We start from the raw sequence: 15,723 nt of genomic DNA, 5'->3' as shown, positions 1-15,723 counted from the left end.
ACGATCGCCAGCGCACGATGTTTCAGCCCGGTCTCCTCACGCCTCCCTCCTCACGCCTCCCTGCCTCATCAATACGGTTTGAAATAGTCGAACGGCTCGCGGCAGTCGAGGCAGCGGTACAGCGCCTTGCAGGCGGTGGAGCCAAACTGGGACGTGAGCGTGGTGTGGGTGGAGCCGCACTGGGGGCAGGCCACGGTTTCGGCCACGGGCTTGCGCATGAAGCGCACCACCCCCACCTCCGGCGTCGGCAGGCGGTGGGGTGGCGCGATGCCATAGGCGCGCAGCTTTTCCTTGGCGGCCTCGCTCATCCAGTCGGTGGTCCAGGCCGGCGACAGGCGGGTGACCACCCGCGCGGCGATGCCGATGCCGGCGAGGGTGGCGCGCACGTCGTCCTCGATCTGCCCCATCGCCGGGCAACCGCTGTAGGTGGGCGTGATGACCACCTCCAGCCCGTCGTCGGTCATCCGCACATCGCGCAGGATGCCCAGCTCGCGCAGGGTGACAACCGGAATCTCCGGGTCGGTGAGGCCGTCGAGGGCGGTGAGCACCCGGTCGAGGAGCGCGTCCGGGGCCGGCGCTGGCATCGGCGTCGCACTCATGACGTCACCACGTGGCGCCGGGGTGCGCCCGGGCGAGGCTCTGCATCTCGGTGAGCAGGAAGCCCAGGTGCTCGGAATGCACGCCCACCTTGCCTTCGGTGATGTAGCCGCGGAAGGCCGGGCGGGTCACCGTGGCTTCGGCGAAGGCGTCATTGACCAGCGCGTCCCAGCCGGCCCGAAGCAGGCGCACGTCCACGCCCACGCCGGTCGCCACCGCGGCGCTTTCGGCCGGGCTGGGCGTCCAGAACTCCTCGGTATAGGGCATCAGGTGATCGACCGCGGCCTGCACCCGGGCGTGGGATTCGTCGGTGCCGTCGCCCAGCCGCACCAGCCAGTCGCGGGCGTGGTGCAGGTGGTAGCTGGCTTCCTTCAGCGACTTGGCGGCGATGGCGGCCAGCTCGCTGTCGGACGACCGGGTGAGCCCGTCCCACAGCTGGACCATCAGCGCGGAGTACAGAAAATTGCGCACGATGGTGGTGGCGTAGTCGCGGTCGGACGCCGCGTAGCCCACCAGCGGGCCGTGGTGCGGCAGCTCCAGCAGCGTGTAGTTGCAGAACTCGGCCGCGTCGCGGAAGTAGGCGAGGCTGTCTTCGGTGGCATCGCCCCCGATCAGCGCGGCAGCACGCTGGTAGAGCAGCCGGGCCTGGCCGATCAAGTCGAGGCTGACGTTGGCGAGGGCCAGATCTTCCTCGAGGATCGGGCCATGGCCGCACCATTCGGCGTTGCGCTGGCCCAGCACCACGGCGTTGTCGGCCAGATGGACAATGTAGTCGGCGATCGTGCTCATCACATGTGCCCCACTTCTTCCGGGATCTCGTAGAAGGTCGGGTGGCGATAGATCTTGTCGGCCGCCGGGTCGAACAGCTCGCCCTTGTCGTCGGGGTTGCTGGCGGTGATGGCGGACGACGGCACCACCCAGATGCTCACGCCTTCCTGGCGGCGGGTGTAAACATCGCGCGCCATGTGCAACGCCTGGGCCGCGTCGGCGGCGTGCAGGCTGCCGCAGTGCTTGTGCTCGAGGCCCTGCTTGCTGCGGACGAAGACTTCCCAGAGGGGCCATTCCTTGAGTGCGGGGGTGTTGGGGGTGCTCATGCTGCCTCCTTGTTGGCGCGTTCTTGTTGTTTGCGGGCGTAGGCCAGGGCCGCGTCGCGAACCCACTGGCCGTCGTTGTGGGCCTTGACCCGGGTGGACAGGCGTTCCTTGTTGCAGGGGCCGTTGCCTTCGACGGTGTCCCAGAACTCCTGCCAGTCGATCTGGCCGTAGTCGTGGTGCTGGCGTTCCTCGTTCCACTTGAGGTCGGGGTCGGGCAGCGTGACACCGAGCACCTGGGCCTGGGGCACCGTGGCGTCGATGAACTTCTGGCGCAGATCGTCGTTGCTGATGCGCTTGATGCCCCAGCGCATGCCCTGGGCGCTGTTGGGGCTGTCGGCATCCGGCGGCCCGAACATGGCGAGGCACTTCCACCACCAGCGGTTCACCGCGTCCTGCACCATCGCCTTCTGCGCGTCGGTGCCCTTCATCATCACCAGCAGGGCTTCGTAGCCCTGGCGCTGGTGGAAGGATTCCTCCTTGCACACGCGCACCATGGCGCGGGCGTAGGGGCCGTAGGAGCAGCGGCACAGGGGGATCTGGTTCATGATCGCGGCGCCATCCACCAGCCAGCCGATCACGCCCACGTCGGCCCAGTTGAGGGTGGGGTAGTTGAAGATCGAGCTGTACTTGGCGCGGCCGCTGTGCAGGGCGTCGAGCATCTCGCCGCGGCTGGTGCCCAGCGTTTCGGCGGCGGAGTAGAGGTAGAGGCCGTGGCCGCCCTCGTCCTGCACCTTGGCGATGAGGATGGCCTTGCGCTTGAGGCTGGGCGCGCGGGAGATCCAGTTGCCTTCGGGCAGCATGCCGACGATCTCGCTGTGGGCGTGCTGGCTGATCTGGCGGACCAGGGTGCGGCGGTAGGCCTCGGGCATCCAGTCTTGCGGTTCGATGCGGCCGTCGGCGTCGATGCGGGCATCGAAGCGGGCCATCAGTTCCGGGTCTTCGGTGGACGGGGTCCTGGCCGCCGTCTTCTGGCCGGCGTTGTCCGGCACGCTGAAGCTTTGGGTGTACATGAGTGTTCTCCTGCTGGGTTGTTCGGGGGCTGGCGCGTTTCAGCGCAGCCAGGTCGGGGGGCGCTTCTCGAGGAAGGCGGCGATGCCGTCCCGGGCCTCGTCGGTGGCGCGCCGGCGGGCGATGCGCTGGGCGGTCTCCTCGCTCACCGCGTCGTCGATGGGGCGGGCGTTGATCGCGGCGATCAGGTCCTTGGCGGCCTTCTGGGCCTGGGGGGCGCAACCGACCAGGGTGTCGGCCAGCTTCGCCACTGCCGCGTCGAGTTCATCCGGCGCCACCACCTCGCCCACCAGCCCGATGGCCAGCGCCCGCTGGGCGTCGATCTTCTCGGCGCTCTGGAACAGGCGCAGCGCGTGGCGCGGCCCGACCGCGCGCAGCACGTAGGGGCTGATGACCGCGGGGATGATTCCGAACTTCACTTCCGACGTGGAGAAGCTGGCGTCGGACGCCGCAATCGCCATGTCGCAGGCCGCCGCGAGGCCGGTGCCGCCGCCCAGGGCCGCGCCCTGCACCCGCGCCACGGTGGGCTTGGACATCTCCGACAGGCCGCGCAGCATGGCGCTGAAGCGGCGGGCGTCGTCGAGGTTCTCGGCTTCGGTGTAGCCGGCGGCGCGGCGCATCCAGTTGAGGTCGGCCCCGGCGGAGAAATGCCGCCCGCGCCCGCCCAGCACCACCACGCGCACGCTGGCGTCGGCGTCCAGCTCGAGGCAGGCCTCGCGCAGGTCGGCGATCAGCGCCTCGTCGAAGGCGTTGAACACCGCCGGACGGTTCATCCAGATCGTCGCCACGCGGCCGGCGCGTTCGATTTCCAGGGTTTGGTAAGTAGCCATGATCATCGAAAGGAGTGATGAGTCAGGAGGAAGGCATGAGGGCGCCAGCGGCATCCGGCTTGAAGAAGGCGATGCCGGCGCCTGACTCCCCACCCCTTACTCCTCACTCCTGACCTTATTTGGAAATGGTCCAGTCGCCGCCCTTCACTTCGAGCATGCGGAAGGCCGACAGGTCGAGGCCCATGTGGTCGGTGGGCGACATGTTGAAGGTGCCGCTGGTGCCCACGAAGCCCTTGGTGGCTTCGATGGCGTCGCGAACCTTGGCCTTGTCGGTGGAGCCGGCGCGCTTGATGGCATCGACGGCGATCATCAGGCCGTCGTAGGCGTAGCCGCCGAAGGTGGACACGTCCTGCTTGTAGCGCTCCTTGTAGGCCTTGTCGTAGGCGGTCACGACGGGCTTCTGGGGGTCGCCCGCGGGCAGCTTCTCGGGGATCAGCTGGGCCGGGGACGGCAGGCGCACGCCTTCGGCGGCGGGGCCGGCGAGCTTCAGGAACTCGTCCGACGCCACGCCGTGGGATTGGTACAGGGGCAGCGCGATGCCCAGCTGGCGGTAATTCTTGGTGACGATGGCCGGGCCCTGGCCCAGGCCGAACACGAACACGGCCTGCACGCCGGCGGTGTTCTTGATCTTGGTGAGCTGCGGGCTCATGTCGGTATCCTTGGGCCCGTAGGTCTCGTTGGCCACCAGGGTCACGCCGTACTTGGCGGCAACAGCCTCGGTCTCCTTCTTGCCGGACTGGCCGAAGCCGCTGGTCTCGGAGAGCAGCGCCACCTTGCTGATGCCGCGCTTCTTCATGTCCTCGAACACCTTCTCGGCGGCCATGCGGTCGGTGTGGGGCGTCTTGAAGACCCACTTCTTCACCGGCTCGACGATGACGACGGCGCCTGCCAGGGAGATGAAGGGCACGCCCGCCCGCTCGACCAGCGGCACGCTGGACATGGTGGAGCCGGTGGTGGTGCCGCCCACGATCAGGTCCACCTTGTCGTCGTCGATCAGGCGCTTGGCAAAGCCGTTGGCCTTGTTGGCGTCGCTGCCGTCGTCGTAGTGCACCAGCTGGATCTGGCGGCCGAGCACGCCGCCCTTCTTGTTGATGTCCTCCACGTAGAGCTGGAGGGTCTTCAGCTCCGGGTCGCCCAGGAAGGCGGCCGGGCCGGTGACGGACAGGATCGAGCCGATCTTGATCGGCTCGTTGGCGACCGCGGCAAAGCTACCCAGGGCAAGCACGGTGCCGACGAACAGGGTCTTCAGGGTGGTTCTTTTATTCATGGTTTTGTCTCCTCTTTGGTGTTACGGCTCAGACGCGTTCGATGACCATGGCGATGCCCTGCCCCACGCCGATGCACATGGTGCACAGCGCGTAGCGGCCGCCGCGGCGGTGGAGTTCGTACATGGCGGCGGTGACCAGCCGGGCGCCGCTGGCACCCAGCGGGTGGCCCATGGCGATGGCGCCGCCGTTGGGATTGACCCGCGCTTCGTCGTCGGCGAGGCCCAGGTCGCGCAGCACCGCCAAAGCTTGGGCGGCAAAGGCTTCGTTCAGCTCGATCACGTCCATCTGGTCGAGCGTGAGGCCGGTCTGGGCCAGCACCTTGCGTACGGCCGGCGCCGGGCCGAAACCCATGATCCGCGGCAGCAGGCCGGCGGTGGCCATGCCCACCACGCGGGCTTTGGGGGTGAGGCCGTACTTGCCGGCAGCCGCCTCGGAGGCGAGCAGCAGCGCGCAGGCGCCGTCATTCACGCCGGAGGCGTTGCCGGCGGTCACCGTCATGTCCGGGCCATTGACGCCCTTCAGCTTGGCGAGCATCTCCAGCGTGGTCTCGGGGCGCGGGTGCTCGTCGGTGTCGAAGACGATCGGGTCGCCCTTCTTGCGGGGGATCTCCACCGGCACCAGCTCGTCGGCAAAGCGGCCGGCAGCGTGGGCGGCGGCCCAGCGTTGCTGGGAGCGCAGCGCGAAGGCGTCCTGGTCGGCGCGGTTGATGGAGAACGCTTCGGCCACGTTGTCCGCGGTCTGCGGCATCGAGTGGGTCTCGTAGAGCTTCTTCATCGCCGGGTTGATGAAGCGCCAGCCGATGGTGGTATCAAAAATCGCGGCGTTACGCGAGAACGCCGACTCCGCCTTGCCCATCACGAAGGGCGCGCGGGACATGCTCTCGACGCCGCCGGCGATCATCAGCCCGGTCTCGCCGGACTTGATGGCCCGGGCGGCGATGCCCACCGCGTCCATGCCGGAGCCGCACAGGCGGTTGACCGTGGTGCCCGGCACCTCCACCGGCAGCCCGGCCAGCAGGCCGGACATGCGGGCGACGTTGCGGTTGTCCTCGCCGGCCTGGTTGGCACAGCCGTAGATGATGTCCTCGACGGCCGCCCAGTCCACCTGAGGGTTGCGGGCCATCAGGGCCTTGAGCGGGATGGCGCCCAGGTCGTCGGCGCGCACGCTGGCGAGGGTGCCGCCGTAGCGCCCGATGGGCGTGCGGATGGCGTCGCAGATGAAAGCGTTGTTCATCGACCGGTTCTCCTTACAGTTGTTTGGGGCGTTCGTCGATCACGCGACGGGCCTTGCCGGTCTGGGTGCGCGGGATGGAGTCGAAGTCCATCACGCGGATCTTGGTGGAGATGCCGATGATGGTCTTGATGTGGTGCTGCAGGCCGCGGCTGATCTCCTCGACCGCCGCGCGGCTGAGCTTGCCCGATAGCTCGCGCTGGACTTCGCAGCGCACCTCCACGTCGTCCATGTGGCCTTCGCGGGTCAGCACGATCTGGTAGTTGCCCGACAGGCGCGGGTCGCGCAGGATCTGCTCCTCGATCTGGGTCGGGAAGACATTCACGCCGCGGATGATGAGCATGTCGTCGGAGCGGCCGGTGATGCGGTCCATCCGGCGGAAGGCGCGCGAGGTGGGCGGCAGCAGGCGGGTGAGGTCGCGGGTGCGGTAGCGGATCACCGGGAAGGCTTCCTTGGTGAGGGAGGTGAACACCAGCTCGCCCTCCTCGCCGTCGGCCACCACTTCGCCGGTGTCGGGGTTGATGATCTCGGGGTAGAAGTGGTCCTCCCAGATCACCGGGCCGTCCTTGCTCTCGATGCACTCGCAGGCCACGCCCGGGCCCATCACTTCGGTCAGGCCGTAGATGTCGATGGCGTCGATGCCCAGCTTGCGCTCGATCTCGGCGCGCATGCCCTGCCCCCACGGCTCGGCGCCGAAGATGCCGACCTTGAGCGAGATCTCGTCGGGCTTGATGCCCAGGCGCTCGAACTCTTCGGCGATCACCAGCGAGTAGGACGGGGTGACCATGATGACGTCGGGCCGGAAGTCCATGATCTGCTGGACCTGCTTCTCGGTCTGGCCGCCGGACATGGGCACCACGGTACAGCCCAGGCGCTCGGCGCCGGCATGGGCGCCCAGGCCGCCGGTGAACATCCCGTAGCCGTAGGCCACGTGCACCATGTCGCCCGGCAGGCCGCCGGCGGCGCGGATGGAGCGCGCCACCACGTTGGCCCAGTTGTCCAGGTCGTTTTTGGTGTAGCCCACCACCACCGACTTGCCGGTGGTGCCGCTGGAGGCGTGCAGGCGGGCCACCTTGTTGCGCGGCACGGCGAAGAGGCCGAAGGGGTAGTTGTCGCGCAGATCGGTCTTGGTCATGAACGGGAACCTGGCCAGATCGGCCAGCTGCTTCAGGTCGTCCGGATGGACGCCCCTCTCCTGGCAGCGCTTGCGGTAGGGCGTCACGTTGTCGTAGCAGTGGCGGACCGACCACTTGAGGCGTTCGAGCTGCAGGGCCGAGATCTCGTCGCGGCTGGCCTTCTCGATCGGGTCCAGATCGGCGGTCTGGGGGCGCTTGGTGGGCATGCTTGTCTCCTCTCTTTGTATGTTTTGACGGGTTGGCGCGGCGCTCAGGCCGCCGGCTCGCCCGCCAGCCCGGCGATCACCTCGCCGGCGATCCGGTAGCTCTTGCCCCGGAACAGGGCGACGGTCTTGCCGCTCTGGCGGCTCGTCACGGTCACGTCGTACACCCCGGTTCGGCCCGACTGGGAGCGCTCGACCGCCGCGGCGTCGAGGGTGTCGTTCTCCATGCCCGGCGCCAGAAAGTCGATGTGACAGGCGGACGCCACGGTGTTGCGGTTGTCGCTGTTGCAGGCGTAGGCGAAGGCGGTGTCGGCCAGCGCGAAGATCAGCCCGCCGTGGCAGATGTGGTGGCCATTGACCATGTCGCCGCGCACCGGCATCGACAGGTGCGACACGCCGGGCCCGACGCGCTCGATCTTGATCCCCAGCGCGTTGGCGGCGCGGTCGCGGGCGAACATGGCCGCGGCGACGGCTTCGGCCAGCGCCTGGGCTTCGGCGGGGGTGGTGTGCTTAGTCATGGATGCCCTTTCCGGCAAAGACCGACTGCTGGATGAGCGGCGAGACGCGGTAGCGCGGGTCGCCGTAAAACTGGCCCAGGTTGCGGAGCACCTGGCAGATGGTGGCGAGGCCCACGGCGTCGGCCCAGGCCAGCGGCCCCTTGGGGTAATTGACGCCCAGGCGCATGGCCGAATCGGCGCCCTTGGCGTCGCACACGCCCTGGTTCACCGCGTCGGCGGCCTCGTTGGCGAGCATGGCCACGGTGCGCATCACCGCCAGGCCCGGCACGTCGCCGAAGCGCGACACCGCAAAACCGGCGGCCTGCAGCAGGCCGGTGGCGGCGGCCGCAGCGGGCGCCCAGCAGCTGTGGGCCACGCTCACCGCCAGCCGGGTGGCCTTGGCGTAGTCCAGGGCCAGATCGACGAGCACCGTGTTGGCGATGCCGGTCTCGGCCGCGCGCTGGGTGGCGGTGCGCCCGTCGGTGACGAAGAGCACCGCGTCGCCCACCTCGGCGATGCGGCCGTCGTCGGCCTCGCCCCAGGTGTAGGCCACACCCCGCTCGTAGAGCCGATCGGCGATGGCCTCGGCGGCGGCGGAGCGGCCGTGGAGCACGATGCCGGCCGGCGCGGGCTGGGCGACGCAGGTCTTGGGTGCGGGGCGCTCGGCGCCTTCCCGGTAGTCGTAAAAGCCCCGGCCCGACTTGCGGCCGAAGAAGCCGGCATCCACCAGTTCCTGCTGGATCAGCGAGGGCTGGAAGCGCGGGTCGTTGTAATAGGCGTTCCACACCGAGCAGCTCACCGCGAAGTTCACGTCGTGGCCGATCATGTCGGTCAGCTCGAAGGGGCCCATCTTGAAGCCGCCGGCCTCGCGCATCACCGCGTCGAGGGTGGCCACGTCGGCGCCGCCTTCGGTGGCGATGCGCATGGCTTCGCCGTAGTACGGCCGGGCCACGCGGTTGACGATGAAACCCGGGGTCGAACGGGTGTGCACCGGCGTTTTGCCCCAGGCCGCCGCGGTGGCGAACAGGGTGTCGGCCACCGCCTTGTGGGTGGCGAGGCCGGAGACGATCTCCACCAGCGCCATCAGCGGCGCGGGGTTGAAGAAGTGCAGGCCGGCCAGCCGCTCGGGCCGGGCAAGGGCTGCGCCGATGGCGGTGACGGAGATCGACGAGGTGTTGGTGCCGAAGATGCAGTCGGCGCCGACGATGGCTTCGAGGTCGCGGTAGAGCGTTTGCTTGGCGTCGAGGCGCTCGACGATGGCCTCCACCACCAGCGCGGCGTCGGCCAGATCCGCCAGCCGCTCGACCGGGCACAGCCGCGCCCCGGCCGCCTCGGCGGCGTCGGCGGCCATGCGGCCCTTCTCGACCAGCTTGCCAAACTGCGCGCGGATGCCGGCCGCCGCCTTGGCCGCGGCCTCGGGGCGGGTGTCGAGCAGCTTGACCGTGTGGCCCGCCGCCGCCGCCACCTGGGCGATGCCGGCGCCCATCGCGCCGGTGCCCACCACCGCGACGATGGCGGAGGTGTCGAGGGCGTGCTTGGAAAGTTCGGCCACGCTCATTCCCCCGTGAACCTGGGCGCGCGCTTTTCCATGAAGGCGGCGACGCCTTCGGCGTAGTCCGGGCTCCAGCCCAGCTCGCGCATGAAGCTGCCTTCAAAGGAGAGCTGCAGCTCCAGCGTGTGGCCCGGCGCGGCGTGCATGGCCTGGCGGGTGCGCACCAGCGCCTTGGTGGGCATGGCGGCCAGCTGGGTGGCCAGCGCGTCGACGCGGGCGGCGAAGGCGTCGTCGGCCACGGCTTCCCAGATCAGGCCCCACTCGGCGGCCTTCTCGGCGGGCAGCTTGTCGGCCAGCAGGGCGAGGCCCATCGCCCGCGCCATGCCCACCCGCTGGGGCAGTAACCAGGTGCCGCCGGTATCCGGCACCAGGCCGATCTTGCTGAAGGCCTGGAGGAAGGACGCCGACTTGCTGGCCACCACCAGATCGCAGGCCAGCGCCACGCTGGCGCCGGCGCCGGCCGCAATGCCGTTCACCGCGGCGATGGTGGGCACGCGCAGGTTCTGCAGACGCAGCACCAGCGGCTTGTAGTTGGCTTCGACGACGTTGCCGATGTCCGGCATCCGGCCGTCCACCTGCTGCATGTCCGGGTCGGCCAGATCCTGGCCGGCGCAAAAGGCCCGGCCGGCACCGGTGAGCACCAGCACGCGCACGGATTTGTCCGCCTGGATCGAGTCGAGCGCCACGCGCAGCTCGGCGTGCATCTCGCCGGTGAAGCTGTTGAGCTTGTCCGGGCGGTTGAGGGTGAGGCGCGCCACGCCGGCCTCGACCGTGAAGCGGATGTTGTTGAATTCCATGTCTGTCTCCTGAACTCGTGCAGAAATCGTAGCGAGCCCGTTCAGGCCGGTTCGAGAAGCGCAGCCGTACAGGGGTACGGCGAGCATCGCAGGGCCGGGATGGGCGGGCGCAGCAGATTTATGCGCGGGTTCAAACGTGATAACGGCGCTGGACCACCCTGAACCGGTTGGCGACGAAGGCCGAATCCGCGTAGGACGCATTGGCCGCCGGGTTGCCGCCGGTGCCGTGGTAGTCGGAGTACGCCGCCGACTGATTGACGAACACGCCGCCGGTGAGGTTGATCGACAGGGCGACCTTGCTGCGCCAGGTGGCTTCGGTCATCGCGTCGATGACGTCCTGCCGGGTGGAGTAGATGCCGGCGGTGAGGGCGCCGTGGGTGCTCACCACGCGCTCGGAGAGGGCGATGGCGGCGGCGGTGTCGGCCACCTTGACGATGAAGGCGATCGGGCCGAAGCGCTCTTCCATGTACAGCCGCTCGTCGGCGGCGTCGCAGGCGATGAGCACCGGGGTGCGCACTTCGGCGCCGGGGAAATCCGGGTTGTCGAGCTTGCTGGAGGCCAGCACCACCTTGCCCAGCTCGCCGCTGCTGGCGAGCTTGATGCGCTCGAGGGTGTCGGCGGACTGGATCGCGCCCAGCACGGCGTGGGCCACTTCGGGCTTGCCAAGGAAACGCTCGACGGCTCTGGCCAGATCGGCGCACACCTCGTCGTAAGTCTTGGGGCCGTCTTCGGTCTGGATGCCGGCGGCCGGCACGAAGAGGGCCTGGGAGGTGGTGCACATCTGGCCGGAGTACAGCGACAGGGTGAAGGCGAGGTTGCCCAGCATCGCCTTGTAGGCGTCGGTGGAGTCGATGACGATGTTGTTCACGCCGGCCAGCTCGGCGTACACCTGGGCCTGACGGCAGTTGTCGATCAGCCACTGGCCGAACACGTTGCCGCCGGTGAAGTCGATGGACTTGACCGCCGGGTGGGTGGCCAGGCCCTTGGTGGTGGCGCGCTTGTCGGTGACGCACAGGCTCACCAGATTGGGGTCGATGCCGTTTTCGGCCAGCACGGCGCGGATGGTGCGCACGGTGATCGCCGCCGGCAGGATGGCGTTGCTGTGAGGCTTGACGATCACCGGGTTGCCGGTGGCGAGCGCCGCGAACAGGCCCGGATAGGTGTTCCAGGTGGGGAAGGTGCCGCAGCCGATCACCAGCCCCACGCCGCGGCCGACCACCTCGAAGTGCTTCTTCATGACCAGCGCCGGGTTCTTGCCCTGGGGCTTCTCCCACACGGCCTCGGCGGGCACGAAGCGCTGCTCGCGCCAGGCGTAGGCCACGGCCTCCAGGCCGCGGTCCTGGGCGTGGGGGGCGCCGGCCTGGAAGGCCATCATCCAGCCCTGGCCGGTGGTCATCATCACCGCGTGGGCAAGCTCGAAGCTCTGCTTGTTGAGGCGGTCGAGGATCTCCAGGCACAGCCCGGTGCGGCCGTCGGCGCCCAGGGCCTGCCAGCCCTTCATGGCGGCGAGGCCGGCGGCGATCAGCGCCTCCGGGTCGCACACCGGGTATTGCACATCCAGCGCGACGCCGTAGGGCGATTTTTCGCCCGCCAGCCAGCCGGCCTGACCGGGCTGGCCCAGCTCGAAGGCCTTGCCCAGGTGGGCCTCGAAGGCCCGCTTGCCCTCTTCCGCCGCGTTCTCGCCGTAGGCCTTGGGGCTCGGCATCTCGGGGTAGGCCGACCAGTAGCCGCGGGACGCGATGGCGGCAACGGCGCCTTCCAGCGTGGCCCGGTGCTTTTCGAAGAGGGGGTGAGTCATGGGGCTGTCTCCTGTCTTGGTTTTGGGGTGCTTGAGCAAACAGTACAAATCAGCCTGATGAATGTCAATGTTTCGTATCGTATTTTTGGGGTAGCAAAAGACGAGATTCCGGAGTTCAAAACCACTTCTACCAATAAAAATTTGTTTTTCGTCAGTGCTTTAAGCTGTATTTTCTGCCAAAAAACGCCGCCTTTGCGCCGCTTTCGAAACATGGCCGGATTTCACCGCCGCCCCTTATTGATACAATTTTGTTGACGTTTATTTTGTTTTTGTATCATTATTAACCCCACCAGCCCAAGGGACATGGGCGCGGTGAAAAACGGTTCATCACACACCTACGAGGAGGCACCATGGCCAGCAACAAGGAACGCTTTGCAGACAAGATGGAATTCCCGCCGGAGATCCAGCAGCCCAACGTCTATCCCCTGTCGTGGAACAGCAAGACCAAGAAGCTGCAGGAAGTCTGGCAGGCGGCCTTGCGCGAAAACTGGGACCCGGAGAAGCTGCCCTGGGACACCCTGGACGTGGACAGCTACACCTGGGAGGAGCGCGAATCCATCGCCTACTGGTGGAGCCTGCTGTCGGTGTTCGACGCCTCGGCGCCCCCGGTGTTTGCCGAAGCGCTCATCAAGACCTACGAGGTGCACGAGGAAGACCCGGTGCGAAAGTGCTTCTTCTCGGTGACCCGCGACGAGCAGAACCACGAGATCATGTGCGGCCTGGCCATCACCAAGCTGCTCGGCCACCCGGACCCGATCACCTACCAGCCCAAGACCGAGCTGGGCCGTCGCCTGCAGAAGAACGTGCAGTGGCTGTACTTCAATGGCTCGCGCTACTGGACCGGCTACAAGCAGGCCGTGCCCAAGTACGACCTGGCGGTGCTGTTCAGCTCCTTCCTGATGGGCGAGATCGCCGCCGCCACCATCTTCAAGCAGATGTTCGACAACTCCCGCGAGCCGGTCTTCAAGGAAGGCTTCAAGCACATCGGCCGTGACGAAGGCCGCCACATGGCCATCTGCATGGCGGTGATGGAGCGCGACTACCCGGGCCTGAAGGACGAGACCAAGTCCATCGTCACCAAGCAGATCCGCGCCGGCTACCTGTTCCTGTCGGCCGTGCTGTTCGAGCCGCCGATGGAGTTCTGGGATCTGCCCGCCGACTTCATCGCCAACCAGCGCGAGGCCGAAGAGGTGGCCCGCGGCGCCGGCTTCGGCATCCCCACCTACGAGATGAAGCTGCAGAACTGGAAGAACGCGATGATCAACCTGAAGGGCGTGCTCGACCGCTACAACATCCCCTTCCCGGCAATCCCCGAAGTGGGCATCACCGGCCAGGAGATCAGCGACATCGAGATGGAAGACATCATTCCCGTCTTCTGATTGAAGCGTGAGGAGTGAGGAGTAAGGCGTGAGGAGAAAAAGCGCCGCCCCTCTTCGCTCCTCACTCCTTACCCCTCACTGAGAAAAAACCATGTCCCGCATCGTCATGCAACCCTCGGGCAAGTCGGTGGAATGCGCCTATGGCGACACCGTGCTGATGGCCCTCGAAAAGGCAGGCTACGCGCTGCCCAACAACTGTCGCGCCGGCGCCTGCGGCGAGTGCAAGGTGAAGGTCACCGCCGGTCAGTTCGACCAGGGCATGGTGCTCGACATGGCGCTGTCGCAGGAAGAGCGCCGTCAGGGCTATGGCCTGATGTGCATGGCCAAGCCGATCTCCGACGAGCTGACCATCGAATGGGGCACCGAAGACGCCAGACCCAAGCTCTTCCCGCCCCGCGAGGACGCCCTCTTCGTGGTCACCGACAAGCGCCCGCTGGCCGACCGGGTGGTGGAGCTGCGCCTGCGTCCGGTGGGCCAGCCGATCCGCTACTGGCCCGGCCAGTACGTCACCCTCGGCAACCCCCGCGCCGACATCCCGCCCCGCGCCTACTCCATCTCCAACGCCCCGCGCCCCGACGGCGAGCTGGTGCTGCAGGTGGCCCGCGCCGACGGCGGCGTGACCAGCAACTGGGTGCACGACGCGCTGCGCGTCGGCGAGAGCGTCAAGCTCTCCGGCGCCTACGGCACCTTCATCGGCGACCCGGGCGTCGATACCCCGGTGCTGTGCCTGGCCGCCGGCACCGGCCTCGCGCCCATCCTGGCCCTCACCGAGGCGGCCCTGCGCCGCGGCTTCAGGAAGCCCGTCACCCTGCTCTTCTCGGCCCGCAGCGAGGCCGACGTGTACAGCCAGGGCCTGCTGGCCTGGTGGCGCACCAAGCACCGGGCCTTCGACTACAAGATCGCCCTCACCCGCGAGACGCGCGACGGCTATCTGACCGGGCGGGTCGACGCGGTGCTGCCGGGGCTGTTCTCCGACCTGTCGAAGCACACCGTCTTCGCCGCCGGCAGCCCGGGTTTCGTCGACAGCTGCGTGGCTGCGGCGAAGGCCCTCGGCGCACAACCCGGGCACATCCACACCGAAGGCTTCTTCGCCCGGCAGCAGCCCGAGATCCCCGATGCGGCCCACCTGCTCAACCTGTAGCCCGCGGGTGAGCAAGTCGCCTGTTCAGCGCCGGGGGGAGCCGCTAAAATAGCAATCTTTATGCCTGCCACTTGGCAACCGACGGCCCGATCGTGCTCTCCCCAGCCCAGCAACGTCTCGACGACTTCCGCCAGCAAGACCGTGTTCAGGCCGGCTCGCTCATCATCTCGATCTTCGGCGATGCCGTGCTGCCGCGCGGCAGCCGCATCTGGCTGGGCAGCCTGATCGAACTGCTCGAACCCCTCGGGCTCAACGAGCGCCTGGTGCGCACCGCGGTGTTCCGGCTGGTGAAGGAGGAGTGGCTGCGCACCGAGCCCTCCGGCCGCCGCGCCGACTACATGCTCACCCCGTCGGGCCAGCGCCGCTTCGAGGACGCCTCGCGCCACATCTACGCCTCCAGCGCCCCCCTGTGGGATCGCCGCTGGCGGCTCATCGTCACCGTCGGCGAACTCTCCCCGAAGGAACGCGACGGCCTGCGCCGGGCGCTGTTCTGGCAGGGTTTCGGGGTGCTCGGCGGCGACTGCTTCGTGCATCCCGGCGCCGACCTCACCACCGCCTTCGACGCCCTCCACGCCGAAGGGCTGTCGGGCATCCTCGGCAAGCTCAAGCCGCTGCTGGCCGCCGACGCCCAGTTCGGCACCGCCGCCAACGACGTGGACATGGTCAATGGCGCCTGGAATCTCGAGCGCCTGGCGGGCGTCTACGACGACTTCGTCGAGCGCTACCAGCCGGTGCTGGACGAAGTGCGCGCCGACGCCGCCGGCGACATCGACGACAAGACCTGCTTCCACCTGCGCACCCTGCTCATCCACGACTACCGCCGCCTGCTGCTGCGCGACCCGGAACTCCCCGACGTGCTGCTGCCCGCCGACTGGCCCGGCCAGAAGGCGCGCCTGCTGTGCAAGGAACTCTACCGGCGCCTGCTGTCGCCCTCCGAGCGCCACCTGGACGCCCACTTCCAGCTCGCCAGCGGCCAGACCCCGCCGGCCTCCCAGCTCATCTACGAGCGCTTCCGCGAGGACGACCCGCTGGCCTGAGCCCCCGCCTCAGCCCTTTTTCTTCAGGGCCACCAGCGGCACCACGTCCGGCATCTCGAAGCGCTTGCGGCCGGGCTCCGGCTCGGTGAGCGGGGCCGTCTCCACCATCGTCGCCAGGCAGCGCCGGGTCAGATCCTGATAGGTGCGGGTGCCGTC

The 15,723-nt window shown here is 68.2% G+C and carries 15 protein-coding genes; 3 read left to right on the top strand and 12 right to left on the bottom strand.

All coding sequences use genetic code 11. The features are described from left to right. Positions 1-68: 68 nt before the first annotated feature. From paaD to paaN, 12 genes are all read right to left on the bottom strand, one after another. Complete coding sequence (gene paaD, locus ACE3N6_RS10760; protein WP_374245652.1) at positions 69-584, bottom strand: 1,2-phenylacetyl-CoA epoxidase subunit PaaD; 516 nt, start codon at positions 582-584, stop codon at positions 69-71. 19 nt (positions 585-603) lie between these two features. Beyond that, complete coding sequence (gene paaC / locus ACE3N6_RS10755) at positions 604-1,386, bottom strand: 1,2-phenylacetyl-CoA epoxidase subunit PaaC (RefSeq protein WP_374245614.1); 783 nt, start codon at positions 1,384-1,386, stop codon at positions 604-606. Beyond that, entirely contained in the window at positions 1,386-1,691 is a 306-nt protein-coding gene (gene paaB, locus ACE3N6_RS10750; RefSeq protein ID WP_374245612.1) for a 1,2-phenylacetyl-CoA epoxidase subunit PaaB, read from the bottom strand. The genes paaC and paaB overlap by 1 nt, the downstream gene beginning before the upstream one ends. Further along, positions 1,688-2,701, bottom strand: coding sequence for a 1,2-phenylacetyl-CoA epoxidase subunit PaaA (paaA, locus tag ACE3N6_RS10745; RefSeq protein WP_374245610.1), 1,014 nt, complete (start codon positions 2,699-2,701; stop codon positions 1,688-1,690). The genes paaB and paaA overlap by 4 nt, the downstream gene beginning before the upstream one ends. Before the next feature lie 39 nt (positions 2,702-2,740). Further along, the gene (locus tag ACE3N6_RS10740; protein ID WP_374245608.1) at positions 2,741-3,529 is read right to left on the bottom strand and encodes an enoyl-CoA hydratase/isomerase family protein; all 789 of its coding nucleotides are present in this window, start codon (positions 3,527-3,529) and stop codon (positions 2,741-2,743) included. A gap of 115 nt (positions 3,530-3,644) precedes the next feature. After that, positions 3,645-4,796: an ABC transporter substrate-binding protein gene (locus ACE3N6_RS10735; RefSeq protein ID WP_374245606.1), complete on the bottom strand. Its 1,152-nt coding sequence runs from the start codon at positions 4,794-4,796 to the stop codon at positions 3,645-3,647. A gap of 28 nt (positions 4,797-4,824) precedes the next feature. Continuing rightward, positions 4,825-6,030, bottom strand: coding sequence for a 3-oxoadipyl-CoA thiolase (pcaF, locus tag ACE3N6_RS10730; protein WP_374245604.1), 1,206 nt, complete (start codon positions 6,028-6,030; stop codon positions 4,825-4,827). A 13-nt stretch (positions 6,031-6,043) separates the two neighbouring features. Then, positions 6,044-7,369, bottom strand: coding sequence for a phenylacetate--CoA ligase PaaK (gene paaK, locus ACE3N6_RS10725; protein WP_374245602.1), 1,326 nt, complete (start codon positions 7,367-7,369; stop codon positions 6,044-6,046). 44 nt (positions 7,370-7,413) lie between these two features. Further along, on the bottom strand, positions 7,414-7,884 hold the full coding sequence (gene paaI, locus ACE3N6_RS10720) for a hydroxyphenylacetyl-CoA thioesterase PaaI (RefSeq protein WP_374245600.1): 471 nt from the start codon (positions 7,882-7,884) through the stop codon (positions 7,414-7,416). Further along, entirely contained in the window at positions 7,877-9,421 is a 1,545-nt protein-coding gene (gene paaH, locus ACE3N6_RS10715) for a 3-hydroxyacyl-CoA dehydrogenase PaaH (RefSeq protein WP_374245598.1), read from the bottom strand. Before paaH ends, paaI begins: the two co-directional genes overlap by 8 nt. Beyond that, a complete protein-coding gene (gene paaG / locus ACE3N6_RS10710) occupies positions 9,418-10,212 on the bottom strand; it encodes a 2-(1,2-epoxy-1,2-dihydrophenyl)acetyl-CoA isomerase PaaG (RefSeq protein ID WP_374245596.1) in 795 nt (264 codons plus the stop codon). Before paaG ends, paaH begins: the two co-directional genes overlap by 4 nt. A gap of 130 nt (positions 10,213-10,342) precedes the next feature. Beyond that, on the bottom strand, positions 10,343-12,010 hold the full coding sequence (gene paaN, locus ACE3N6_RS10705; protein ID WP_374245594.1) for a phenylacetic acid degradation protein PaaN: 1,668 nt from the start codon (positions 12,008-12,010) through the stop codon (positions 10,343-10,345). A 350-nt stretch (positions 12,011-12,360) separates the two neighbouring features. Between paaN and ACE3N6_RS10700 the strand changes: the two genes are divergently transcribed. The 3 genes from ACE3N6_RS10700 to paaX all read left to right on the top strand — a co-directional run bounded on the left by ACE3N6_RS10700 (position 12,361) and on the right by paaX (position 15,567). Then, on the top strand, positions 12,361-13,389 hold the full coding sequence (locus ACE3N6_RS10700; protein WP_374245592.1) for a hypothetical protein: 1,029 nt from the start codon (positions 12,361-12,363) through the stop codon (positions 13,387-13,389). Between the two features lie 91 nt (positions 13,390-13,480). After that, a complete protein-coding gene (locus tag ACE3N6_RS10695; RefSeq protein ID WP_374245590.1) occupies positions 13,481-14,530 on the top strand; it encodes a 2Fe-2S iron-sulfur cluster-binding protein in 1,050 nt (349 codons plus the stop codon). A 92-nt stretch (positions 14,531-14,622) separates the two neighbouring features. After that, positions 14,623-15,567, top strand: a complete 945-nt coding sequence (gene paaX / locus ACE3N6_RS10690) for a phenylacetic acid degradation operon negative regulatory protein PaaX (protein WP_374245588.1) — start codon at positions 14,623-14,625, stop codon at positions 15,565-15,567. Positions 15,568-15,723 lie beyond the last annotated feature (156 nt).

The organism is Zoogloea sp., from assembly GCF_041904905.1.
In the GTDB taxonomy this organism is placed as follows: domain Bacteria; phylum Pseudomonadota; class Gammaproteobacteria; order Burkholderiales; family Rhodocyclaceae; genus Zoogloea.
This window is presented reverse-complemented; position numbering and strand designations above follow the sequence as displayed.

Bases quoted from the DNA above. Each gene is read 5' to 3' on its own strand.
- paaD (WP_374245652.1), bottom strand. From the start codon at position 584: ATGCCAGCGCCGGCCCCGGACGCGCTCCTCGACCGGGTGCTCACCGCC.
- paaC (WP_374245614.1), bottom strand. From the start codon at position 1,386: ATGAGCACGATCGCCGACTACATTGTCCATCTGGCCGACAACGCCGTG.
- paaB (WP_374245612.1), bottom strand. From the start codon at position 1,691: ATGAGCACCCCCAACACCCCCGCACTCAAGGAATGGCCCCTCTGGGAA.
- paaA (WP_374245610.1), bottom strand. From the start codon at position 2,701: ATGTACACCCAAAGCTTCAGCGTGCCGGACAACGCCGGCCAGAAGACG.
- ACE3N6_RS10740 (WP_374245608.1), bottom strand. From the start codon at position 3,529: ATGGCTACTTACCAAACCCTGGAAATCGAACGCGCCGGCCGCGTGGCG.
- ACE3N6_RS10735 (WP_374245606.1), bottom strand. From the start codon at position 4,796: ATGAATAAAAGAACCACCCTGAAGACCCTGTTCGTCGGCACCGTGCTT.
- pcaF (WP_374245604.1), bottom strand. From the start codon at position 6,030: ATGAACAACGCTTTCATCTGCGACGCCATCCGCACGCCCATCGGGCGC.
- paaK (WP_374245602.1), bottom strand. From the start codon at position 7,369: ATGCCCACCAAGCGCCCCCAGACCGCCGATCTGGACCCGATCGAGAAG.
- paaI (WP_374245600.1), bottom strand. From the start codon at position 7,884: ATGACTAAGCACACCACCCCCGCCGAAGCCCAGGCGCTGGCCGAAGCC.
- paaH (WP_374245598.1), bottom strand. From the start codon at position 9,421: ATGAGCGTGGCCGAACTTTCCAAGCACGCCCTCGACACCTCCGCCATC.
- paaG (WP_374245596.1), bottom strand. From the start codon at position 10,212: ATGGAATTCAACAACATCCGCTTCACGGTCGAGGCCGGCGTGGCGCGC.
- paaN (WP_374245594.1), bottom strand. From the start codon at position 12,010: ATGACTCACCCCCTCTTCGAAAAGCACCGGGCCACGCTGGAAGGCGCC.
- ACE3N6_RS10700 (WP_374245592.1), top strand. From the start codon at position 12,361: ATGGCCAGCAACAAGGAACGCTTTGCAGACAAGATGGAATTCCCGCCG.
- ACE3N6_RS10695 (WP_374245590.1), top strand. From the start codon at position 13,481: ATGTCCCGCATCGTCATGCAACCCTCGGGCAAGTCGGTGGAATGCGCC.